This is a genomic window from Lacrimispora sanguinis (genome assembly GCF_044987295.1).
In the GTDB taxonomy this organism is placed as follows: domain Bacteria; phylum Bacillota; class Clostridia; order Lachnospirales; family Lachnospiraceae; genus Lacrimispora; species Lacrimispora celerecrescens_B.
Genome location: NZ_CP173277.1, coordinates 4,360,008 through 4,383,071, shown reverse-complemented (window position 1 = coordinate 4,383,071; position 23,064 = coordinate 4,360,008). Strand labels below are relative to the sequence as shown.

At 43.8% G+C, this 23,064-nt stretch carries 18 protein-coding genes and 1 riboswitch; of the genes, 5 read left to right on the top strand and 13 right to left on the bottom strand.

From position 1 onward, the window contains the following. Nucleotides 1–121: 121 nt before the first annotated feature. A complete protein-coding gene (locus ACHZES_RS20355) occupies nucleotides 122–571 on the bottom strand; it encodes an acetyltransferase (RefSeq protein ID WP_395546414.1) in 450 nt (149 codons plus the stop codon). Nucleotides 572–933: 362 nt separating this feature from the next. On the opposite strand from ACHZES_RS20355, the gene ACHZES_RS20350 reads away from it, so the two are divergent. Beyond that, nucleotides 934–1,461 carry a hypothetical protein gene (locus ACHZES_RS20350; protein WP_395546412.1) on the top strand — a complete coding sequence of 176 codons (528 nt, stop codon included), beginning with the start codon at nucleotides 934–936 and terminating at the stop codon, nucleotides 1,459–1,461. Between the two features lie 106 nt (nucleotides 1,462–1,567). On the opposite strand, the gene ACHZES_RS20345 is transcribed toward ACHZES_RS20350, so the two are convergent. The 8 genes from ACHZES_RS20345 to ACHZES_RS20310 all read right to left on the bottom strand — a co-directional run bounded on the left by ACHZES_RS20345 (nucleotide 1,568) and on the right by ACHZES_RS20310 (nucleotide 10,707). Then, nucleotides 1,568–1,846: a hypothetical protein gene (locus tag ACHZES_RS20345; RefSeq protein ID WP_404820262.1), complete on the bottom strand. Its 279-nt coding sequence runs from the start codon at nucleotides 1,844–1,846 to the stop codon at nucleotides 1,568–1,570. Next, nucleotides 1,843–3,408, bottom strand: coding sequence for a glycine betaine ABC transporter substrate-binding protein (locus ACHZES_RS20340; RefSeq protein ID WP_395546409.1), 1,566 nt, complete (start codon nucleotides 3,406–3,408; stop codon nucleotides 1,843–1,845). The genes ACHZES_RS20345 and ACHZES_RS20340 overlap by 4 nt, the downstream gene beginning before the upstream one ends. Next, complete coding sequence (locus ACHZES_RS20335; protein WP_395546408.1) at nucleotides 3,405–4,541, bottom strand: ABC transporter ATP-binding protein; 1,137 nt, start codon at nucleotides 4,539–4,541, stop codon at nucleotides 3,405–3,407. Before ACHZES_RS20335 ends, ACHZES_RS20340 begins: the two co-directional genes overlap by 4 nt. A gap of 116 nt (nucleotides 4,542–4,657) precedes the next feature. Continuing rightward, entirely contained in the window at nucleotides 4,658–5,296 is a 639-nt protein-coding gene (locus ACHZES_RS20330) for a GntR family transcriptional regulator (protein ID WP_051834929.1), read from the bottom strand. 124 nt (nucleotides 5,297–5,420) lie between these two features. Next, complete coding sequence (locus ACHZES_RS20325; protein ID WP_395546406.1) at nucleotides 5,421–6,308, bottom strand: histidine phosphatase family protein; 888 nt, start codon at nucleotides 6,306–6,308, stop codon at nucleotides 5,421–5,423. Nucleotides 6,309–6,415: 107 nt separating this feature from the next. Then, nucleotides 6,416–7,846 (bottom strand): 6-phospho-beta-glucosidase, encoded by a 1,431-nt coding sequence (locus ACHZES_RS20320; protein ID WP_395546405.1) that lies wholly within the window; start codon nucleotides 7,844–7,846, stop codon nucleotides 6,416–6,418. A gap of 52 nt (nucleotides 7,847–7,898) precedes the next feature. Further along, nucleotides 7,899–9,839 carry a beta-glucoside-specific PTS transporter subunit IIABC gene (locus ACHZES_RS20315; protein ID WP_395546404.1) on the bottom strand — a complete coding sequence of 647 codons (1,941 nt, stop codon included), beginning with the start codon at nucleotides 9,837–9,839 and terminating at the stop codon, nucleotides 7,899–7,901. Nucleotides 9,840–9,855: 16 nt separating this feature from the next. Further along, the gene (locus tag ACHZES_RS20310) at nucleotides 9,856–10,707 is read right to left on the bottom strand and encodes a PRD domain-containing protein (RefSeq protein ID WP_395546402.1); all 852 of its coding nucleotides are present in this window, start codon (nucleotides 10,705–10,707) and stop codon (nucleotides 9,856–9,858) included. 547 nt (nucleotides 10,708–11,254) lie between these two features. Beyond that, a riboswitch (NiCo riboswitch) is annotated at nucleotides 11,255–11,359 on the top strand. Nucleotides 11,360–11,567: 208 nt separating this feature from the next. On the opposite strand from ACHZES_RS20310, the gene ACHZES_RS20305 reads away from it, so the two are divergent. Beyond that, on the top strand, nucleotides 11,568–14,144 hold the full coding sequence (locus ACHZES_RS20305; RefSeq protein ID WP_395546401.1) for a cation-translocating P-type ATPase: 2,577 nt from the start codon (nucleotides 11,568–11,570) through the stop codon (nucleotides 14,142–14,144). Between the two features lie 142 nt (nucleotides 14,145–14,286). Then, a complete protein-coding gene (locus tag ACHZES_RS20300; RefSeq protein ID WP_395546400.1) occupies nucleotides 14,287–14,706 on the top strand; it encodes a YjdF family protein in 420 nt (139 codons plus the stop codon). Nucleotides 14,707–14,786: 80 nt separating this feature from the next. On the opposite strand, the gene ACHZES_RS20295 is transcribed toward ACHZES_RS20300, so the two are convergent. The 4 genes from ACHZES_RS20295 to ACHZES_RS20280 all read right to left on the bottom strand — a co-directional run bounded on the left by ACHZES_RS20295 (nucleotide 14,787) and on the right by ACHZES_RS20280 (nucleotide 18,712). Beyond that, nucleotides 14,787–15,383, bottom strand: coding sequence for a helix-turn-helix domain-containing protein (locus ACHZES_RS20295; protein WP_038277170.1), 597 nt, complete (start codon nucleotides 15,381–15,383; stop codon nucleotides 14,787–14,789). A 21-nt stretch (nucleotides 15,384–15,404) separates the two neighbouring features. Next, nucleotides 15,405–15,746, bottom strand: coding sequence for a GIY-YIG nuclease family protein (locus tag ACHZES_RS20290; RefSeq protein ID WP_038277169.1), 342 nt, complete (start codon nucleotides 15,744–15,746; stop codon nucleotides 15,405–15,407). Between the two features lie 101 nt (nucleotides 15,747–15,847). After that, nucleotides 15,848–16,297: a GNAT family N-acetyltransferase gene (locus ACHZES_RS20285; RefSeq protein WP_395546919.1), complete on the bottom strand. Its 450-nt coding sequence runs from the start codon at nucleotides 16,295–16,297 to the stop codon at nucleotides 15,848–15,850. Between the two features lie 183 nt (nucleotides 16,298–16,480). Further along, nucleotides 16,481–18,712, bottom strand: coding sequence for a LysM peptidoglycan-binding domain-containing protein (locus ACHZES_RS20280; protein ID WP_395546398.1), 2,232 nt, complete (start codon nucleotides 18,710–18,712; stop codon nucleotides 16,481–16,483). Between the two features lie 345 nt (nucleotides 18,713–19,057). Between ACHZES_RS20280 and ACHZES_RS20275 the strand changes: the two genes are divergently transcribed. Then, nucleotides 19,058–21,604 carry a PAS domain S-box protein gene (locus ACHZES_RS20275; protein WP_395546397.1) on the top strand — a complete coding sequence of 849 codons (2,547 nt, stop codon included), beginning with the start codon at nucleotides 19,058–19,060 and terminating at the stop codon, nucleotides 21,602–21,604. Between the two features lie 66 nt (nucleotides 21,605–21,670). After that, complete coding sequence (locus ACHZES_RS20270) at nucleotides 21,671–23,062, top strand: FAD-binding oxidoreductase (protein ID WP_395546395.1); 1,392 nt, start codon at nucleotides 21,671–21,673, stop codon at nucleotides 23,060–23,062. Nucleotides 23,063–23,064 lie beyond the last annotated feature (2 nt).

Here is a 23,064-nt window from a genome sequence, read left to right as displayed (position 1 = left end):
ATAGAATAGATCTTTATGGAAATATAGTTACATCATGCTGTTGAATTATAAATCAGATATTAGGCAAAAAAGGCGATCCCCTGCATGGTTCTTCGCCTTTTTCTTATCAATCTGTTACTATTTAACCGTCACTTAATTTAAGATGCAGTATTGGAAATGGTCTGCCTTGTTCATCAACCTCTGACCTGTTAATGACATGAAAACCCATGTGTTTATAAAATCCTATGCCCTGATCATTCTGTTCATTTACATCAACATATTTTACATCTAAATTATCAACAGCATAACGGATAAGCTTCTTTCCAATTCCTTTTCCTCTGGCCTTATCATGGATAAACAGCATCTCAACTTTATCATCGGCTACACCTATGAAACCATGAGGAGTATCATCTTCATAATAACAATACAAATGTTCAATTTCTTTTAATCCCATTACAACCTCCGGTTTGATCGCCTGGATGTCATCTTCTGATAAAAACGTATGAGTAGCTGCAACTGCAGATTCCCAGATATTTAGTAAATCATTTATTTCTTTATCATTCCTGTTATTTACAGTATGAATATTTGACATTTCATTACCTCCTGTTCTTTATTGAGGCACGACAAAACAAGGCATTATACGCCTTTTATTTCGGTTGTCGATGAAACTGATATATACAATATGCCTCAAACAATGTTTCATCTTTCTTTTCCTTGTTTGAGGCGGAGAAATCATCTTTGTATTTAGTATAAAGCTTCGCACTTAATATCACCGCCCTTTATCTTGCTCTCATTATATTGACTATTTGAGTTCCTGTCAAATAAATACGGCAGCATTGGGTACGTGTCTGATCAGAGCAGTTTCTTCCATTTTTTTTCAGACTGCTATATTGTATTCTGGCGGATTTCTGTTAAAATAAGGTTATAAAAAGTCGTAAAATAGGGGGAATAAAAATGGCAGAGATTATTAAAGTCTATAAAGAGCATTTACCCTCATTGCGTTTTATTGGGAAATGCTATACCAACGCTGACAGATCTGGCGGATTTGGCCACAAATGGATGGAATGGTTTCGAAACGGCTGGTTTGGGGAGCTTGAAAAGCTTAATGGTGACCCGAATATTGAAAACAGTTATCTGGGTTTTATGCGCTGCAACAGCAGCAATATTGAAAACACTTTTGAATACTGGATCGGCATGTTCCTTCCACCTGAAACATCTGTCCCCGACGGCTATGATTTTATAGATTTGGATGAGGGCAGCATCGGTGTATGCTGGATAAAAGGCAAAGAGGATGACGGCAGCATCTATGGCATGCACGATGAGTGTATTGCTAAATTTCAGGAACATGGCATGGGTAATTTTCAGGACGATAATGAAAAAAGGATTTATTTTTTCGAAAGGTATAACTGTCCGAGATTTTCCGAGAAAGATGAACAAGGGAATGTTATTTTAGACTACTGCATTTACTTGTCAGAACTATAGGCTATACTCTATTGCTGTTGCTGTTCAAAATATAAAAGAGCCATTGCATCTTCTTTCCGATGCAACGGCTCTTGTTCGATATATTTAACTTCTTTCCGGACAGCATTTAATCATTTATAAAAACCTGAGCCATATGAATGAGAAAACTCAATGTACGCAGGATAAACACACATCCTGCAATCGCATATACCCAGGGAATGCGCAAAGTTCCAAGCGACCATAAAAGCAGCATTACAACTGCCACATCCCGCATATACCGTCCAAACATTAAACCGATTCTTTCTTCCCTTAGGGACAGAGGCTGGTCAGCGCTCATCAGCCAGCGACACTTGGGAGAAGTAAAAACAAAGGATAGAAAAGCAAAAAGCAGAACCCCATAAATCATGATATCAATCCATTCTCTTTCAGAAATTCCTGGGAGACTGCAGCAGGTGTCTGCTGTAATTCATCCACTTTGTAGTTCAGTTCAATCATAACTTCATTGGTTAAAAACGGTGCCAATTCTTCCATGATTCCGGCAATTTCCGGGTATTTCTCCAAAGCTTCCGCCCGAATAACCGGAATGGCAAAATAGGGCGGGAAAAAGTTTTTATCATCTTCCAGAGTTTTTAAGTCGAACTTTTTTAATAATCCGTCAGTGGAGAAAGCATCAATGACATCCACCTCACCGCTTCCCAAAGCCGTATAACGGGGAGCAGAATCTAAAGTAAGGCGTTTTCCTATTTGGAAACCATATGTTTTCTGAAGTCCGGACAATCCATCCTCCCGGTTGGAGAATTCAAACGTAGTACCGGATGTTAAGGTATCGCTTATTTTGGCAAGATCACTTATTTTATCCAAATGATACTTCTCAGCCATATCTTTCGTTACAGCCAATGTATAAGTATTATTAAAGCTCATCTGCTTAAGCACTTCCAGATTAAGCTGCTCCTTATACTCTTCCTTTACCGTCTGATACACCTGCTCCATATCACTGATCGGCGGATGTTTGAGGATATCAGTGTATGAGGTACCGCTGTAGTCTATATAAAGATCAATATCTCCAGTCTTCATTGCTGCAAAGCACACCTGTGACCCTCCCAGACTCAGCTTTCTGTTTACTGTGATATCCGTTCTGTCTTCTATTAAATCTGCTACCATATTCCCAAGAATCTCTTGTTCCGTAAAATCTTTTGAGCCAACTGATAGGGTACGGGCCTCCCCTGATACACTGCCAACGGATGTGAAAAGAAATATAGCCGCAACTAGCATTGCAGCCGCTCCCAGCATTGCCTTTTGGATATTCCTGCTTTTTTTCTTAACCGAGGCATCACCCTTTTGAAGGCTGACCGGAGTTACCAGCTTTTCTGTAAGACCAATCAGAAAGTCTACCATCAGTGCCAACAAACAGGCAGGAATGGCACCAGCCAGAATTTGATTGTTGTTTACCGTACGTATCCCGGAAAATACCAGATATCCCAGTCCTCCTGCACCAATAAACGCAGCCATGGTCATCAGCCCTACTGCTGTAACAGAAGCGATCCGCACTCCTGCCATAATAACAGGAAGAGCAAGGGGAATCTGCACCTTTGTCAGCACCTGAAAGGGCGTCAATCCGATTCCTTTGGCAGCCTCCAGCGTCTGGGGATTAATATTATCAATTCCAGTATAGGTATTCTTAATAATGGGAAGAAGAGAATATAGAACGACTGCAACAATTGCAGGAATGACACCGATTCCCAATAGGGGGATCATAAAACCAAGCAGTGCCATACTGGGAATTGCCTGAATCACATTTGCGACTGCTAAGATCGGTTTACTGGCTTTCGCCGCAAAGGAAATAAAAATACCAAGGGGTACCCCGATCAGAATAGCCAAGCCCACCGATACGGCAGTCAGCTTCAGATGCTCGATCAATAGTGAAAGGATCTGGGGATAATTACTTATTATATAATTCCAAAAATTCATTCAGACTCTCCTCCTTCATAGTCAAAATATTGCTGACTCAGGGTCGTCACCAGACTGCTCCGTGTAATGAGTCCCTTAAGACGCTTTTGATCATCCACAACCGGAACCGTTGACACCTGGTTTTCGGTCACTATTTTCAGTGCATCCAGTATGCATTGTTCTGGTAAAAGGCTAGGAAAGTCCTCATACATAAATTGTTCTGCCAACTGGGTTCTGTCCTCAATGCCTCTTAATTTACTGGCCTTGACAATCCCGATCAGTTGACGGCTGTCCCGATCCACCACGAGCAGGCTGTCGACTTTGTTCCTGCGCATCTTTTCAATGCATTTTAAGACAGATAAGTCTTTGGTGGCTGTGACAGGCTGTTCGATCATAATATCAGAAACCTTGATGTATTCCGGTGAAGACCAGATCCTGTTTTTTCCTACAAAGTTTGAAACAAACTCATCCACAGGATTGTTTAAGATATTCTCCGGCGTGTCATATTGCAGAATATCACCATCTTTCATGATGCAGATCATATCTGCAATCTTAATGGCTTCATCCATGTCATGTGTTACAAAAACAATCGTCTTCTTTAACTTCGCATGCAGCTGCACCAGCTCATCCTGAAGATCTGATCGTGTCATGGGATCCAGAGCCGAAAAAGGCTCATCCATCAGGATAATATCCGGATCCGTGGCAAAGGCTCTGGCAACGCCGACACGCTGCTGCTGCCCACCGCTAAGCTCCGTTGGATAACGATTCAAAAACTCATCACAGTCAAGTCCTACCATCTGCATCAGCTTCTTTGTATTGTCTTCCACATCTTTGGTTGACATCTTTTCAAGCTTTGGAATAAGCTCTATATTTTCCTTAACTGTCATATGGGGAAACAGTCCTGTCTGCTGGATCACATATCCGATTTTCCGACGCAGCGCTACTTCATCCATGCTGCCGATGCTTTTCCCGTCAATGGAGATCGTACCCGATGTGGGCTTGATCAGCCGGTTGATCATTTTTAAGAGTGTGGTCTTTCCGCAACCACTCTCACCAATAATAGCAACCAGACTACCGCTATTTATCGTAAATGTAATTTCATTAAGAACCTGCTTTGTCTTATAACGTTTGGAAATACGTTCAAATTGTATCATATATCTCCCTCCTTTTTAGCGAAGTAACAACTTAATTATATTATAAAGTTGTCACTTTGTCAAATTTCAAAAAAAACGCCTGAAGCAAACTGGCCTCAAGCGTTATGGTGAAATTCTTATTTGGACGGATATAAAAATTCTCTTACATGATCAGGAGTGTCGTCCTGTGTGATGAAATATATGGTATCATTTTCCGAAAGAGCAACGTATGGTCCAGGGGATTTCATGACTGTATCATTCCTGCTGACTGCAATCACCGTAGCCCCTGTCCGCTGCCAGAATTGAATCTCCGTTACCGTCTTATTTAAATGGACGCAATCCCTGGTAATCCGTATCTCAAACGGCATAAACGGATTCATTGACCGGAAATGAACGGAAGCTTCTATCAGATCCTTCAGGCAGTCATTTAAATAATCCATTTCCTGTTTTTGGCGGCTGACACTCTTTAAAAGATTCTCTTTGATGGTATCGATGGTTTGACGCTTACTGTTTTGCTGGATGTACTCCGCTGCTTTTTTGGGGGACTTAATGATGATTCCATTGCCCTTTTCAGTGGACACGATCCCAAGATCGCTAAGTATACAAATCGCCCGCCGGGCGGTTTCCGGAGATACGCTGTACTGGCTGGCCAGAGAGGAACGGGCGTAAATCTTCTCACCTACCTCATATTCCCCATTGGCGATCCGGGCCGCCACCTCTACGGCAATTTGCTGATAGCGGGGAATTGCTGTTTTATGCTTAATCTCTATGTCCATGTAAATCACGTTTCCTTTGCCTGTTATAGTATAAAGCAACACCAGTATAGCTTAAAATGTGATACAAAGCAAGGTGAGGTTTATTCCATCCCATCTTCCCTTTTATGATCATTTCTTTTTATAATCATTTTCCTCTTTCAGCATAAGACAAATCATTTACCGTTTCAACCGTGTATTTGCCATCTTTGACAACCACTTTCGATACACTAGCATTTTTAAGCCCTGCTGACGGCACTTTAGCATCAGCATCGACTGTAGAAAGAAAAGTTCCGATGCTTAATCCGTGAGAAACTACAAGAACCTCCGTATAGCCTTTGTCCATGGACTCCTTTACGATATCGCTAAATGCCGCCTGTAAACGGTCCTTTATTGAGGCTATATCTTCCGCAGGCCAATTGCCCTCTTCTGCTGCCTTATCCTTATCCAGCTGTGCCAGAGTATCTGCAAATGGTGCTACCGTGTCCATAAAACTTCCTGTCTGCATGGAAGCCATCATATCCTCCAGTGTCATGCCCTGCGCTGCTGCAATTGCTCCCCACATTTCATCATTTGGCATACCTTCATAAGTACCAAAGTTAAACTCCCTGAGCCTTTTGTCTTTATGAATCTCCAGATTCTGGCCCTTTTCTTTCAGAATAATTTCTGCCGTTTCAATGGCCCGCCCGCTATCGCTTGTATACACAGCGTCAAATTCAACTCCCTCTAATTTTAAACCCCGTCCCAATGCGCTTGCCACTTCTATACCGGCGGGTGTAAGCGGTGCATCGATCCAGCCCTGTGATCGGTCTGAAGTATTTAACATGGTCTTACCATGACGTGTAATATAAAGTGTCACCGTATCAATCGCTTCCGCAGACTCTTCTGCAGATGCTTTCTCTGTTTCATTCTTTGTTACTGCCGTCTCAGTCTTTGATACTGCCGTTTCCAGCTGCTTCACAGATGACGTCTGGCATCCTGTTAAAATCATGGTTCCCAGTAAAAACGCTGACATATATCCTGTAAATTTTTTCATTCTTTATTCCTCATCCTTATTATTATTATATACTCCTTTTGATCATTCCCGCCGGATCGCTGCCGGCCCGCTCCCTCTTGACGGGCATGGCAGCATTCCATCCGGTTTTAATAGGTCAGATCCTCCCCATTAGCAGCAATAACTTTCTTATACCAATAAAAAGATTTTTTCCTGAATCGTTTTCCGGTTCCATTTCCCGAATCATCCAGGTCTACATAAATAAAGCCATACCGTTTGCTCATTTCTCCGGTGGAAGCACTTACTAAATCAATACAGCCCCAGGGCGTATATCCCATTAAATCCACGCCATCAATTTCAACCGCATCTTTCATGGCCTCAATGTGGGATTTTAAATAGTCAATGCGGTAGTCGTCTTCCACATATCCATTTTCATCAGCCACATCTTTCGCACCTAAACCATTTTCCACAATAAACAGCGGTTTTTGGTAACGGTCATACAAAGCATTGAGAGTAATTCGAAGTCCCAGAGGATCGATCTGCCAGCCCCACTGGCTGGCTTCCAGATAAGGATTTTTCAGGGAAGCAAATACATTGCCTTCGGTAGTCCCTGCAGCCGTTGGATCCCCGCTGGCTACTCTCGACGAATAATAAGAAAAAGAAATGAAGTCAACAGGCGATTCTTTCAATATTTCCAGATCACCTTCTGTGATATTCAAATTGATTTTCTCTCTTTCAAAGCGTTTCCAGGCATAATCAGGGTACTCGCCCCTTGCCTGCACATCAACGAAGAAATATCCCTCTCTGTCACTTTCAATTGCCGCCCATACATCCTGAGGCTTGCAGGTGAAGGGGTAATATTGTCCCGCCGCCAGCATACAGCCCACCTTGTTCTGCGGATCGATCTCATGAGCCATTTGGACTGCCAAAGCGCTGGCAACCAGTTCATGATGAGCTGCCTGGTACTGAATCTGAGTTCTGTCTTCCCCCTCTTCAAAATATAATCCTGCCGCCATAAAGGGGCCATGGAGAATCATGTTGATTTCATTAAAAGTAAGCCAATACTTTACCAGTCCTTTGTAACGGGTAAATACGGTTTTACAGTAATTTACAAAAAAGTCGATAACCTTTCTGTTCCTCCAGCCGCCGTATTCTGTGATCAAATGCATAGGACAGTCAAAATGTACCAATGTAACAAGGGGTTCAATGCCATACTTACGGCACTCTTTAAAAATGGTTTCATAAAATTTCAATCCTTCCTCATTAGGAAGTTCATCATCCCCGTTAGGAAAGATTCTGCTCCATGCCATGGAAAGACGATAGGTTTTAAAGCCCATTTCCCCAAATAATTTTATATCATCAAGATAATGATGATACATATCAATCGACTTTTTTGCCGGGTAATAGTGTTCCTCATCAAAGTCAAACATTTTCTTTTCTCCGGTAACGACAGCCCAGCGGTCTTTGCCATGCGGAACCATATCCACATTGGCAAGTCCCCTGCCTCCCTCTGCATATCCTCCTTCGCATTGGTTGGCAGCAGTTGCACCGCCCCATAAAAAATCCTCTCTAAACGCCATACGATAACTCCTTTCCTATATATTTATCTGCCCATGGTATGGGACACAAAGATCATGAAAGGGCAGCTGCTCTCTCAATTCCGATCAGACAATCTTCTGTAGTGACCTTCTTGTCTTTCCACAAAATCATACTGTCAAGTTCACTTAAATTTGTAATCAATACCGGTGTCACCAATGAATATCCTTTCGAATGAATAAAATCAATATCAAACTCCAATAAGACCTGGCCTTTTTTTACTCTCTGCCCCTGCTCGGCCTTTGCAGTGAAGCCTTCGCCCTCTAATCTTATGGTATCCATTCCAACGTGAATCAAAATCTCCAAACCATTGTCAGCTTTGATGCCCAAAGCATGTTTTGTATGAAAAAAGGCACTGATCACACCGTCTGCCGGAGAAACAATAACTCCTTTTGATGGCTTTACCGCGATCCCCTTACCCAAAGTACCGCTGGAGAATGCAGCATCTTCCAGATTTTCCAATGGAATAATATCACCTTCTACCGGAGAAAGAACCTCTATGGAAAGAAGCTTTGCTGGACTATCTTGTGTCCCTGCCGATGCGTCAGTTCCCTCACCATCCTCTGCCGGCGTCTCCTTATCATTCCAGAAGAAGAAAGTAAGTAAAAATCCAACCAGGGAAGAAACGGCAATACAGATAAAGGAAGTAACCATTCCGCTTGCATCCCCTGTTGCAGTATTAATATAGTTTACCACCCCAAAGATTCCAAGACCGCCCATGGTATAAGAAGCTGCATTCATCGTAGTCATAATAGCTCCGCCTACCGCACCACCGATCATGGAGTAAATAAAGGGCAGCTTTTTCGGAAGGGTAATACCATAAATTGCAGGCTCCGTCACACCACAGATACCAGAAACAACGGCGGGAATGCAAAGTGATTTTGTTTTCTTATCCTTGAGTTTAAAGTACATGGCAAGCACACAGGCAGTCTGTGCAAAGCTTGCGCCATACATACCGCTTAATACGTTGATATATCCCAGTTCAGCCAACTGAATGAATGCCAAAGGAATCAAAGCCCAATGAAGGCCAAAAATAACCAATACCTGCCAGAAGAATCCCGTCAGAATACCGAATAAGATAGGAGAAGCTGCAAAGAGGGCAGAAAATCCTGAGTTTAAGAAACTTGTCAGGATGGATATTACCGGCCCTATCACCAAAAATCCCGCAACCATGGATACAAGCATAACAACAAAAGGAACGAAAAAGTTTTGAAGCATCTCCGGAATTACTTTTTTTGCAAACTTCTGTACATAGCTTGCAAACCAGACCACAATAATAACCGGAATGACACTGCTTAAATAGTCATTCGCTACCCAGGGCACCCCAAACGCCTTTAAGTAATAAGCGCTGTGGAAAACGCTTCCTTCAAACAGCACGCCAAGGACGTCTCCTCCTGACAGGGCAGATAACTGGATGCCCGGATAACACAGGGCCGCACCAAGGGCCATGCCCGTCATCCGGTTTACATTAAATTTACCCGCTGCAGTAAAACCAATGATGATAGGCATAAACTGGAACACAGAATCACCGATGGCATTAAGCATTGCATAGGTGCCTGACGTAGTGGAAAAAACGCCGAGAAATACCAAAAGTGCGCATATACCCTTTATGATACCTCCTGCTGAGAGAATCCCTAAGAATGGCTGGAAGCAGCCACTGATCGTATCAATCAGCTTATCAAACAGTTTTTTATTGCCCGCATCCGCAGCTGCCCCTCCTTCGCTGCTGATTCCCGCCGCCTGGCAAACCTCTTCGTAAACGGCAGGTACATGATTGCCGATAACCACCTGGTATTGTCCGCCGCTTTTCATAACCGTAACGACTCCATCCATTTTCTTTAGGATATCATCGTGTGCCTTGCTCTCATCCTTTAACTGAAAACGAAGGCGGGTAATACAATGGGTCAAAGACGCAATATTATCTTTCCCTCCAACTTCTTTGACAATTTTCTTTGCCAGTTCCTCATATTTTCCCATGGCAAATCTCCCCTTTCTAGTTTGTTTTTATGTTGCCATCAAGGATCTTTATGATATGGATCGCCAGATATAATCCTTCCTGCTCTGTAAAGCAATATTGATAATGGATCCAAAAAAAATCCCTGATTTTTTTTACACACTGAAACGTATCTTCGTACCGTTCGCTTAAGTGATCTTTTAATATCTCACTCATATCGGCATCATTTAATTGAGACCCCTGGAATATCCGTTGAGCCAGAACACGCAAGTGAGTTACAAAGCGGTAATAGGCATAACTTTCTTCGTCATAATCTATTAAAAAATGATATTTCACTATGTTTAAAATCTCACCAATGAGTTTTGTTATCTTCCCTGCATGCTCCATGCCGGATTCCAATTCTGCATTGACAAAATGCATGGCAAGAGTTGCCGCTTCATGATCATCATACAAGGTATCATAAAGCTTATTAAATTCTGCCACCAGCTCCCTGCTCAACCGGAATTCATCCTGATACATCTTCCGGATATCCCAAAGCATTCTGTTCTCCAGGTAAGCCCCCAGCTTCCCACGCACAACCATGCTGTTTAAATGGTCTGCCAGGGATATAACAAGAGAATTCTGTAAGGTACGGTTTAAGTCCTCTTTGGCTTTTGAAACAAAACGGCCGGCCAATTCAAAAATCGCACCCGGTATTTCCGAAAACAGCTGGGTATACTGATCAAGCTGTGAGCGATCATCTAAAATGAAAATTTTATCAATCATTTCACGTGATATCTCCTCATTTTTATGGGATAAATGAGCGATTCCTTTTCCCATGACTACCAGTTCCCGCTCCTGTCCGTCTAAGACCAGTGCGGCATTATTGTTTAAAAATTTGACAATCTTCATCTTCCTGATCCCCCCAAAAAAGAAAACCCACCTGATTCCAGGGATAAAAATCCCCGGAACCAAGCAGGTTTCGTATATGTTCAAGCCATATTCACGATCCAACTTTGCTTCCTGATATAATATTAACTAGCTTTCTTCTATTTGCTTTTGATTTGGGTTTGCTTTTTGTCTGTCAGCACCCCTTTAATTATTGAATAAATATTAACATGCCTGTTTTTTTAAGTCAACATTTTTTTCACTTTTTTTATTGTCAATTATATTAATTTTTTAAAATAACTTATGAGTTTTTAAAATATCATCATCATTTTAACTATTAAAATCGCTTTTTCAGTGTGCCAATTTATACGAAATGACTTTTTCAATTCAGATACAAGCTAAGGTATTCCTCTGTTTAATGTTCGATAAATTCTCATGATACTCATAATCTTACACAAAAAAATAATTTCATTAAATATTCCACATCTTGGTTGACAAACGAACAAACTGTGCATATAATGTTCTGTAATCTCTTTGCACTGCATTACATCCAATTGTGGATGCGAGATCAACGGTACAAACTGAGCAGGCGATGAACCTTTTTACAAAGGTCATGGGGCCGGGCCGCCTAATAAGTGGCAACAGATTGCAATGACTGCACATCTGTGGGACAGTAGTATGGTCTATGAGTTGTTATCTTTTTAACTCCTCATAAAAAGGCGCATTTTTGCGTCGTCCATCCGGTTATGAGAACATTTTCTTGTTTTCATAATGTGTGTTCCATAGGTGTATTTTTTTATACAAAAATGGAACAAAGACCCCGAAAATGGAGTGCCATAGAGCTATCAAACGAACGCCGAAAGGCTAAAACGGAGGTAACTTTTATGACAAACAACAAATGGAACATGGCGGGTTTAACATCTGCCGAGGCAAAGCGATTGCAGGAACAATATGGCAAAAACGAATTGACACCGCAGAAAATGGAGAGCTTTTTTAAGAAGGTCTTTCACATTATCTGTGAGCCAATGTTTTTGCTGCTGATTGTTGCTGCAATCATCTATTTTATTCTGGGTGAACCCAGGGACGGTACCATCATGCTTGTCTTTGTAGTGGGCATTATCAGCATTGATGTGATACAAGAGTGGAAAACCGACAAAACACTTCATGCGCTGAAGGATTTATCTGCTCCTCATGTGACGGTAATCCGCGATGGCGGTGAACAGACCATTGCCAGTGTTGATCTTGTTCCCGGTGATTTAATGACTATCTGTGAGGGCGTTAAAATCCCAGCAGACGGCATGATAGTCAAGTGTAACGACCTATGCGTAGATGAATCCTCTCTCACCGGCGAAGCAGAGGGTGTTTGGAAGTTATGCGCAGATGAATCCTCCTTTCTCTGTGAGGCGGAGGGGATATGGAAGCTGTCAAAAGATCAAACTGATTCATCTGAAGACTACTGGCGCCGGGACTATTGTTATGCAGGTACCCTGGTCACCCAGGGCACGGCAACTATTTGTGTAGATAAAATTGGCGCTGCCACAGAATACGGAAAGATCGGTGCAAATGTGGCCGCAGCTCCTAATGAAGATACTCCTTTGCAAAAACAAACCCGCAGTCTTGTTAAGCTATGTGCGGGAATCGCTGCAGTGCTGTTTGCCCTTGTGGCATTATTCACATGGTTCAATATTCCGGACCATGCATTTCACGACCGGCTGATTGAAAGCATTCTATCCGGCATTACCCTTGCCATGGCAATGATACCTGAGGAATTCCCGGTTATCCTTACTGTTTTTCTTTCTATGGGTGCTTGGAGGCTTGCTAAAAAGCAGTCTTTGGTGCGTAAGCTGCCCTCTGTGGAAACATTGGGTGCGATATCAGTCCTTTGTGTTGATAAAACAGGTACCATTACTATGAATCAAATGACAGTGCAGGATGTATGGGCACTGGATGGAAATGATTATGCATTATGTGAGACCATGGGACTTGGCTGTGAAACAGACGCTTATGATCCCATGGAAAAAGCCATGCTTTCCCATTGCAGCAATCTTGGCATCACAGGAGAGCATCTTTTTAGCGGAGAACTGGTCAGCGAATATGCATTTACCAATGAGCTTAAAATGATGGGACATATCTGGCGACGAAACGGTGAGCTGATCATTGCAGCAAAAGGTTCTCCTGAACGGATTCTGACCATCTGTAATCTCAGCAATGAAGAAAGAGAAACCGTAGATAATAAAATCATGGAAATGTCCATGGAAGGTCTTCGTGTCATTGCAGTCGCTGCTGCTAACCCCCAAAGTGAAGCAGAGATTCCGGCTGAGATCACCGGCTGTTCCTTGATATTTTGCGGCTTGATCGGGCTTGCCGATCCACCCCGGGAAAGTGTAAAAGCAGACATAGCCGTCTGCAGCAAGGCCGGTATCCGTGTGGTGATGATTACGGGTGACAATGGCATTACCGCTTCTTCCATTGCTAAGAAAATCAATATGCCTGACAGCGACCATATCATTACTGGGGATATGCTTAATGAAATGAGTGATGAAGAGCTTCGTGATAAAGTTAAAGATGTTTCGATCTTCTCCCGTGTTGTACCGGAACACAAAATGCGGATCGTCAAGGCATTTAAGGAAAACGGAGAGATTGTTGCCATGACCGGTGATGGGGTGAATGATGCTCCTGCAATGAAATACGCCGATATTGGTATTGCCATGGGAAAGCGGGGCAGTGAGGTTTCCCGTGAAGCAGCCGGTCTGATCCTGATGGATGATAATTTTACCACGATCGTGGAGACCGTGAAGGATGGCAGACGTATTTATGACAACATCCGCAAAGCGGTAGGCTATGTATTTACCATCCACATCCCGATTGCATTTGCTTCCCTGCTAGCACCTATGCTTGGCATCGATCCCGCTGCACTTCTGCTCATGCCGCTGCATGTTGTGCTTATGGAGCTGTTAATTGACCCGACCTGCTCCATTGTGCTGGAGCGGCAGCCTGCTGAAATGGATATAATGACGCGAAAGCCGCGTGATCCGAAAGAAAAGATGCTCACTCCGGCCCTTCTCTTTAAAAGCGTCCTGCAGGGTCTGATTATATTTGCCGTTTCATTCGGCACCTATTATACCTTACTTGACGGAAATGAAGCAAACGCACCCACAGCCCGTGCCATGGGGCTTACCATCATTATGCTTTCCAATCTGTTCCTGGTACAGGTCAACAGCTCAGACCACGATTTTGCAATTCAGTCCATAAAACGTCTTGTAAAAGATAAAGTAATGTGGGCAGCGATCTTTGGAACAGTTGCAATGCTGGGGATTATTTTGTATTCTCCATTAAATACGTTTTTAAAACTGGCTCCGCTGGCTCCAGCCATGCTTTTCACTGCTATAGGCATTGCTGTTTTTGCAGTATTCTGGTATGAAGCAGTAAAGCTGATAAAAAGATGCAAAAAAGTGATGTAACATGAAACTATAAGTGTTAAAATATATAATGCAAAGATAAAAACACAGTTCCGGTTGGTAGTCCGGACGCAGTGAAAGCTGTCAGTAACCTGCCTCCTTGGTTGTCCGTTCTTTGTAAGGCATTTAAAAGGAGGAATTCATCATGAGAAAGACTGGTTCCAGGCTGACTGTATTCTTTGAGGAACCCTTTTGGGTAGGCATCTGTGAGCGTGAATTTGAAGGCAAATATGAAGCATGCAAAATCACATTTGGAGCTGAACCAAAAGACTACGAGATCTACGATTTCATACTCAAAAACTATAACAGGCTTCGGTTTAGCCAATCTCTGGAAGTATCACCAATAACTGAACGGCGCATCAATCCCAAGAGAATGCAGAGGGACATTGAGAAACATCTGCATGACAACGGGGTTGGAACAAAGGCGCAGCAGGCTTTGAAGCTTCAACAGGAGCAGGTAAAATCGGAACGCAAATCCCGTTCCCGTGAACAGCGGGAAGCTGAGAAAGAACGCCAATTTGAACTGCGGCAGGAAAGACGTAAGGAAAAGCGCAGGGGGCATTGAGCCTCCCTACGCTTTTCTTCTACAATTGCCGGTAACGATATGCTATATAAACGGCATAACGACGGAGTCGCCGCTGTCCGTTATGATCTCTTATTTAACAATTGGTACCGTAATCCATAATCCGTACTGTACCATATCAGCATTCCACGTTCCCGTTTGGGAATGCGCACATTTAAATTCCATTCCGGATATTGCTTAATGATCTGGAGACGGTCCCCTGAAGCCAAAGCCACAAAGGAAATGTAATGCTCTTTATCCATTGGGTGTTCACTGGTGATATACCAGTCATCTTCTGCCAGGTGTACAGTCAGTCTCTCGCCTTCTTCGGCTTTTTTCAATGTCTGAGCTGCTAATTTTTTGCCGCAGCATGAGACTTCCGCCTCTCCCGTGCAGAGCGTTATATTCTGACATGTGGGACAAACGAAATATTTTGTATTTTTCATATTACCTCCTGCAAAATTGTTGGGAGTCATATCACCGGCAAGTAAATTCATGATCTCAATCCCTAAAATACGGGAAAGCTCCGGTATAAGAGAAATATCAGGCAGACCCAGGCCCCTCTCCCACTTGGAAATGGTTTTATCGCTAAGGTTCATTTTATCCGCGAGTTCCCTTTGTGTCATACGGAGCTCCTGGCGTAAGGTGCGGATTATGCTGCCTACTCTGCTGGTTTCCATGCTTTACCTCCATATCTGGAATTAAGGATCCGGTTTTTGATTCTTTTCCAGCCACAATTCCAAAAGTGTATTAACATCGTCAGAAAATTCACGATCCGACTGTGTTTCATTTCTTTCTAGTTCTTCAATAACTTCAAAGGAAAATCCGGCTGCCCCGGTCTCCTTCCATGCATCCATCATACTTGGTTCAGGACATGAATCCGTTGACACAAAAAAATGAAACCGGTTTTTTGCCCCCTGCATATCTTCAGTTGCCCGGAACCATACTTCATCCCTATCCTTGCATTTAATACAATATACGCCCCCGACTATTTTTCTATTTTGATATTGCTCTTTCAGAGCTTTTCTTGAAGACTTATCCATTTTGTTTCACCATCTTTCTTAGATTAAGAGTTTCTTCTCCGCATATCATTGTAGTTGTTCGTCGTGGGGTTTTCAATCTACGCTCCGTAGAGTTACCTCTATCAGAATTTCTGCATCACATAATTTGATAAAATAACGCCTTTTCGTTCTACCTGCTGTTCCTTGATAACCCGATACCCGCGAGATTCAAAAAACGGCTTCGCAGTTATGGAAGCATGTGTTGTCACCGGACCAGCAGGGTGACCTGCTTCCAGCCGGTCACAAAGGGCGGTTGCAATTCCCTCCCCCTGATAGTCCTTATGGACATAGAGGCGGTCAAGATAGCCGGTGCTATCCATATCCCCAAATCCGACGACCATACCGTTTTTCTCGGCCACAAGCGTATAATGCTCCAAAAATGAACAGTCCCAGGCAGCCCTGTCAATGTCTTTTGCTGACCACGCATCAAGCTGCTCCTTTGTGTAGTCCCTGGAGCATATTTTATGGACCGTATCATAAAACAATACTGTCATTTCCTCAATATCTTTTGAATCATATTCCCTGATTGTCATTTTCTCTCCCAATCTATGCAGTTCTTTTGCCACGATTTGACGGCCGCAGTATCAAACGATGCTTCCGAAGTCTTATGGGTATTTTACCACAAACATGTTCGTACTGCTATCCTAAAGAAAAAAAGAGGGCATCCCAAAAGACATTCATAGACTTTTGGAATACCCTCGTTTATTTAACTGGAACTATCTGAAAAACTGCATGAACTGTTGTACGATCCCCTGTGTCATGACGTCGGCCATTTCCAGAGCGCCTCTCTCAATGTCTGCGAATATATTGATGCTGTCTTCATAACTCTGTGTTAGAATATCATTGGCTTCCGTCTTTGTCATTGCCAGGTGATTATAAAGCATTTCCTGCCAGTCATCGACCGACCAATTAGGATTAATATTGGATAGGAAGGTTGCAATCTGATCTGCGTTTTCATACCAGCGTTTTTCCGCATCGGAGGCAGAATCAACGTTGCCTTCCTTCATCGCCATAACAAGTTCATTGGCAGTAGTAAGGTGAGTTGTCAACAGCTCTGTGAATTTTGCGGCTGTATCCTGCCCATAGAACGATACCAATACTTCTTCAAAATCTTTAGGATTCTGAAGGAGACGATCTGTTGTGAATTTTACACTCGGAAGATCAAAAGCTACGCCCTCAATAACCATTCTCGTCCAGTATACATGCTGTAACCATAAAAACCTAAGATAATTACTTACATTTTGTTCCGTCTCGGTGATACAAGCGGGGGCAGTTGGCTGTGGCTGTGGCATTGGCTGTGGCTGCGGCATTGGCATTGGCTGCGGCATTGGCTGCGGCATTGGCATTGGCTGCGGCTGCGGCATTGGCTGCGGCTGCGGCAGTGGTCGAGGCTGCGGCATTGGCTGTGGCTGCGGCATCGGCTGCGGCATTGGCTGCGGCTGCGGCATCGGCTGTGGCTGCGGCATTGGCTGTGGCTGCGGCATTGGCTGCGGCATTGGCATTGGCTGCGGCTGTGGCATTGGCTGCGGCAGTGGCACTGGCTGGGAAGGCGGGCAAATTGGTGGCTGCCTGTGTCCAAATGGGATGCAAATCACCTGACCAACAAACAGATTTGTTGGATTAATCCCTGGATTTACAGACATGATCGCCTCTACAGTAGTCTGAAAACGTTGTGCAATAATCCATAGGGTATCATTTGCCTCAATGATATAAGAATGTAATCCTCCTGGGCAGAGGTTCTCAGGGCGTTCTCTTCTCCGTCCCACTTCAGGGCGTTCCCTTCTTCGCTCTTCTTCCGTGCGCTCTCTTCTCCGCTCTTCCTCCGTGCGTTCTCTTCTCCGCTCTTCTTCCGTGCGTTCTTCTCTCCGTCCTTCTTCAGGGCGTGGTCGGTTTTGCGGTCTTTCAGGCGTTGCGCATTCTGCTGTCCGAGGAACGCAGATTACCTGGCCAACATATAGATTACTAGGAGTAATACCCTGGTTAGCCTCCATAATAGCTTCTACAGTCGTACAATGACGCTGTGAAATAAGCCATAAGGTATCACCGGCCTGAACTGTATAGGGATGTAATCCTTCCGGACATCTGGTCCTCATGTTTCTACGCCTCCGGTCCTCCTCTATAACAGATTGGGACATAGGCTGATTCATAGGCTGTGTCTGAGGCTGCGTCATAGGCTGGGTCTGGGGCCCGGTCATTGGCTGGGTCTGGGGCTGAGTCATAGGCTGGGCTTGTTGAGGCATATTACGGCTTCCACCCGCCTGTGGAATACAGATAACCTGACCAATAAACAGACGATTCGGGTTTAGGCCTGGATTCGCCTCCATGATTTCGTCAATGGATATGGAATGGCGCCGCGAAATAAGCCACAGGTTATCTCCGGCTTGAATTGTATAAGATTGCATCGTTCCTGAACAGTTATTCATACCATCTTCCGGAACAGATGTCTGCGGCTGAGTCTGGGGCCTGCGCTGAGGTTGAGTCATGGGTCCTGTCATAGGCTGGGTCTGGGGTCCGGTCATGGGCTGGGTCTGGGGCCCGGTCATGGGCTGGGTCTGGGGCCCTGTCATGGGCTGGGTCTGGGGTCCTGTCATAGGTTGGGTCTGGGGCCCTGTCATAGGCTGGGTCTGGGGCCCGGTCATGGGCTGGGTCTGCCGGTTCATTGGCTGGGTCTGAGGCTGAGTCATAGGTTGAGTCATTGGCTGGGTCTGAGGCTGGGTCATAGGTTGAGTCATTGGCTGGGTTTGGGGCCCCGCCTGTGATGGCATATTACGGTTCCTGCTTCCTTGGGGAACGCAGATTACCTGCCCAACCATCAGATTATTGGGGGTTATTCCAGGATTTACAACCATAATTTCCTCTACGGTAGTACGAAAGCGCTGCGAAATAAGCCATAGTGTATCACCGGATTGTATCGTGTAGGAGAGCAATCCTTCAGGGCAAGGAGTCATATGATTACTGCCTTTCGATTAAGCAATTTTCCATATTTTATGATTTAAAAATTAAAATAGTACCTGTCAGCCCATAAAAATTATATTTTTGTAAAATATTGACAAAACGGAACGCCGGAAATCGGTATTCGCCGGTTTATAAATTTCCTTCCTGTTCATGGCATTATCTGTCAAGTTTTGGGGAGAAAATTCAGAAAAATTAAGGAAATCATGTTGAAAAGTGGAAATTCTTGTAAGAAATCATAAAATATGAATTGCTTAATAAAAAAACTTTTGATATTATTTTATTACAAATAGGTGCGTTTTAACATTTACCTATTAAAATTGCGTAAAGGGGGTCCTGTAATGGTAAAAGAGGAAACAGAAAAAATTTTCATGCAGATGCCGTTAGGCTATGCCTACTATGAAATTATCTTTGGAAGTACGGAACACAAACGGGAATATGTTCTTTCAGAAGCAAATGATGCCTTTTTTGATCTCTGGGGCCTTGACAAAGAAAAAGCATTGCATGAAAACGTATCCCTGCTTCTGAAAGATCAAGCAGAAGCCCCCGCATGGCGTACGTTTCATGAACGCTTAGGGAATGCAGAAAAAGACAAGCCTTTCACCGTAATCATTGGGGAACACTGCTTTAAGGTTACGGTTTACAATCCCACATCGAACGGACTGGCGGCTGTTTTTGACGACATCACGGAAATTAATGGAGAATTGGATTTTCAAAGAGAGAAAAATGAAAAGCTAAGCCGTGATATCGATACTTTTTTTAACAGCACCCAGGATGGTTTGTTTTTTCTGGAATATAAAAATGGAGAATTCCGCTATATCCGGAACAATATGGTCCATCAGAGACTGACTGGAATGACCACTCCACTTATGGAAGGAAAGACGCCCGTAGAAGCAATGGGGGATGACGTGGGCAGTATTCTGCAGGAGGGATATATGAAATGTATCGCCTCCGGGGAAACCATCATGTACGAGGAAACCGTAGAATTTAATGGAAATCTCAGGAATTGGCTGGTGCGGCTTACTCCCGTCAACGAAAACCATGATGTCTCCTATATTATCGGATCACGCATTGATATTACAGAATTAAAAAAGCTGCAGGAAGACAAGGAGCAGCTCCTTGAAAACTTAAACTCAATGTTTACGGAGCACTCTGCAGTCATGCTGATCATTGACATAAATTCCGGGAAAATACTCAATGCCAACCCATCTGCCCTAAGATTTTATGGCTATACCGGGGAAGAAATTTTAACTATGCATATACAGGATATCAGTGAAACTCCTAATGATGCCATCGAACTTATGCGCGTTCAGGCTCTCAATAATGAAAGACCTTATTCCCTGTTTTCCCACCGTTTAAAAGACGGAGAAATCAAAATGGTAGACGTATATTCCAGCCAAATCACCTATGAAGGGAAAAGCCGGCTCTTCTCCATCATTTTTGACGTATCAGACCGGGAAAAATTCAGATACGACCTTTATTGGGACAAGGAACTTTTAAGCGTAACTCTTAACTCCATTGGAGATGGCGTTGTTACCACCGATAACGAAGGAAAAGTAACCTATCTAAATCAGGCCGCACAGGAAATCACAGGCTGGAATAATGAGACTGCATACGGAAGGCCCTTTGAGGAAATCTTTGATTTAAGAAATGAGACCTCTGGAGAAGCTATCTCAAACCCGATCCGCGCAGTACTTAAAACAGGAAAGATCGTGGAATTTGCCAATCATACCGTTCTATTAAGCAGACAGGGAGACTTTATACCCATCACAGACAGCGCTGCACCAATCAAGGATAACACGGGACATACATACGGCGTTGTCATGGTCTTTCACGACGTAAGCCACGAAAAGAAACAGCAGCGGAGAATCATGTACTTAAGCTATCATGATTCATTGACTGAAATCTTTAACCGCAGGTACATGGAGGAGGAAATGATCCGGATCGACAGGGCCTCCATACTGCCCATTACGGTAATCATGGGAGATGTAAATGGTCTAAAGGTTACCAATGACGTTTTTGGCCACAAAACAGGGGATCTCCTTTTAAGGGAAGTTGCGAAAATATTTCAGCATGCCTTACCCAAAAACGGAATTGCAGGCAGATGGGGCGGAGACGAATTCCTGATCCTGCTGCCGAAAACCGATACCGCCGGTGCCCAGGATATCATACAGAAGCTGGAGGAACATTTTAAGTTAAATGACCGACTTCCCCTGCAGATCAGCGTATCCCTGGGATTTGATGTAAAATACAGCGTATATGAAAATCTTCATCAGGTATTGCAAAAAGCGGAAGAACAAATGTATCATAAAAAGCTCTTAGAAGGAAAAAGCTACCGAAACCGAATCATAAATACCCTTCTGGCCACTCTGCATGAAAAGAGCATGGAAACGGAAGAACATACATTAAGAATTGAAACCTATTGTATTGCAATGGCTCAAAAGCTGGACCTGGCTCCTGAAGAAAAAAATGATTTATCTCTTTTATCCATGCTCCACGATATCGGAAAGGTCGGAATCAGTATGGAGATCTTAAAGAAGCCCGGCCCCTTAAACGACGAGGAATGGAAAGAGATGAAACGCCATCCGGAAATCGGTTACCGCATCGCCCAGAACACTCCTGAGCTCTCTACGGTATCCGAGTATATACTCTCCCACCATGAACGATGGGATGGGTCCGGCTATCCCAGAGGCTTAAAAGGACCTGAAATTCCACTGCTATGCCGCATTCTGGCAGTTGCCGATGCCTTTGATGCCATGACAAGCAATCTGGCTTACCGCGAGGCAATGGACAGCCTGGATGCAATGGAAGAAATCAAACGCTGTTCCGGAACACAGTTTGACCCTGAGATCGCCAAACTGTTCCTGGATCTTAACAAAATTTACTGATAAGCTGCGTCCGAACCAAATGTCCTCCTTTTTAATAACATGTTATTAGGAAAGGAGGCAATCCTCATGAACACCTGTAATTTTAACGGGCTTACCGGTCGCGTTGTAACTCCAGACGACCCTTGTTATCATGTACTAAGACAAGTATATAACAGAGCAGTGCAAAAATTCCCCCTGGCCATTGTTTACTGCCAGAACCAGGAAGATGTCAGCAATGCTGTCTTGTGGTCCCGAAGAAACCACGTCTGCCTGCGGATCCGAAACGGAGGTCATAATTATGAAGGCTACTCCACTGGAGATGATATACTTGATATTGACTTAAGTGAAATGAACCAGCTTGCCATAGATGAAAACGCCCATTTGCTTTACGTTCAGGGAGGCGTAACAAACAAGCAGTTATACGAATTCGTCTCATCAAAAGGTTACCCCTTCCCTGGCGGGACCTGCCCTTCGGTTGGGGTAGGCGGATATGCCTTAGGCGGAGGCTTCGGACTCTCCTGCCGCTACTTTGGCCTTGGATGCGACAATCTTTTGGAAATCCGTATGGTCAATTACGAAGGCCGCATCGTGAATGCCAACTCACAGGAAAACTCCGATTTATTTTGGGCCTGCCGGGGAGCGGGGGGAGGAAACTTTGGCGTTATCGTTTCCATGACATTCCGCCTTCCCCAGAAGGTAAATAAAGTTACACTCATTGACATAAGATATCCCCATGCTGACCAGGAAAAACAGGCTTCGTTTCTGCTGACCTGGCAGGACTGGCTGAAAGATGCCGATCAGAGGGTAACCCTGATCTCAAGGATCTACAATGATCTTCTCGAAGGACTTGCGATTATCGCGAGAGGTATCTTTTATGGACCTCCTGAAGTAGCCTTCGGAATCATTGCTCCCCTCCTTGAGCTTGGGGGTGTAAAATACAGTTTAAAATACGTGACATTCCTGGAAGCTGTTACAATTATCGGAGACTTTTACCCTCCTTTTGAAAGGTTCAAATCAGCAAGCCGTTTTGCTGTACGGGACTTTAGCAGCTGCGAAAGCTTTAATATTGCCGGGCTAATCAAAGAACGGGCCGAAGGCTCCGTTTATGCCAGCATTTCCTTTTATGCCCTGGGAGGCAGGGTGGCGGAGGTGGATGTGGATGAAACCGCATTTTTCTACCGCGATGCCCACTTTATTGTCTGGCTTGACACCGTATTTGAAGACAACCGATGCAATAATGCCGCCTGGGTAGCTGATAAATTCTGCTATTTGAAGTCAGTTACCAACGGCTCCTATGTAAATTTCCCCTATGCATGCCTTCCCTGCTATCTTGAAGAATATTATGGCACCCATGTCTGCAGATTAAAAAAGGTAAAGGAGAAATATGATCCGCTCAACATTTTTACCTTTCCTCAGGGGATCGGCGAATTTTATAACATGGACTTTACAGCTTCTAATTGCTGTAACCTTTCCTGGTAACC

Coding starts and splice junctions, on each gene's coding strand:
- ACHZES_RS20355 (WP_395546414.1), bottom strand. CDS start 571: ATGTCAAATATTCATACTGTAAATAACAGGAATGATAAAGAAATAAAT.
- ACHZES_RS20350 (WP_395546412.1), top strand. CDS start 934: ATGGCAGAGATTATTAAAGTCTATAAAGAGCATTTACCCTCATTGCGT.
- ACHZES_RS20345 (WP_404820262.1), bottom strand. CDS start 1,846: ATGATTTATGGGGTTCTGCTTTTTGCTTTTCTATCCTTTGTTTTTACT.
- ACHZES_RS20340 (WP_395546409.1), bottom strand. CDS start 3,408: ATGAATTTTTGGAATTATATAATAAGTAATTATCCCCAGATCCTTTCA.
- ACHZES_RS20335 (WP_395546408.1), bottom strand. CDS start 4,541: ATGATACAATTTGAACGTATTTCCAAACGTTATAAGACAAAGCAGGTT.
- ACHZES_RS20330 (WP_051834929.1), bottom strand. CDS start 5,296: ATGGACATAGAGATTAAGCATAAAACAGCAATTCCCCGCTATCAGCAA.
- ACHZES_RS20325 (WP_395546406.1), bottom strand. CDS start 6,308: ATGAAAAAATTTACAGGATATATGTCAGCGTTTTTACTGGGAACCATG.
- ACHZES_RS20320 (WP_395546405.1), bottom strand. CDS start 7,846: ATGGCGTTTAGAGAGGATTTTTTATGGGGCGGTGCAACTGCTGCCAAC.
- ACHZES_RS20315 (WP_395546404.1), bottom strand. CDS start 9,839: ATGGGAAAATATGAGGAACTGGCAAAGAAAATTGTCAAAGAAGTTGGA.
- ACHZES_RS20310 (WP_395546402.1), bottom strand. CDS start 10,707: ATGAAGATTGTCAAATTTTTAAACAATAATGCCGCACTGGTCTTAGAC.
- ACHZES_RS20305 (WP_395546401.1), top strand. CDS start 11,568: ATGACAAACAACAAATGGAACATGGCGGGTTTAACATCTGCCGAGGCA.
- ACHZES_RS20300 (WP_395546400.1), top strand. CDS start 14,287: ATGAGAAAGACTGGTTCCAGGCTGACTGTATTCTTTGAGGAACCCTTT.
- ACHZES_RS20295 (WP_038277170.1), bottom strand. CDS start 15,383: ATGGAAACCAGCAGAGTAGGCAGCATAATCCGCACCTTACGCCAGGAG.
- ACHZES_RS20290 (WP_038277169.1), bottom strand. CDS start 15,746: ATGGATAAGTCTTCAAGAAAAGCTCTGAAAGAGCAATATCAAAATAGA.
- ACHZES_RS20285 (WP_395546919.1), bottom strand. CDS start 16,297: ATGACAATCAGGGAATATGATTCAAAAGATATTGAGGAAATGACAGTA.
- ACHZES_RS20280 (WP_395546398.1), bottom strand. CDS start 18,712: ATGACTCCTTGCCCTGAAGGATTGCTCTCCTACACGATACAATCCGGT.
- ACHZES_RS20275 (WP_395546397.1), top strand. CDS start 19,058: ATGGTAAAAGAGGAAACAGAAAAAATTTTCATGCAGATGCCGTTAGGC.
- ACHZES_RS20270 (WP_395546395.1), top strand. CDS start 21,671: ATGAACACCTGTAATTTTAACGGGCTTACCGGTCGCGTTGTAACTCCA.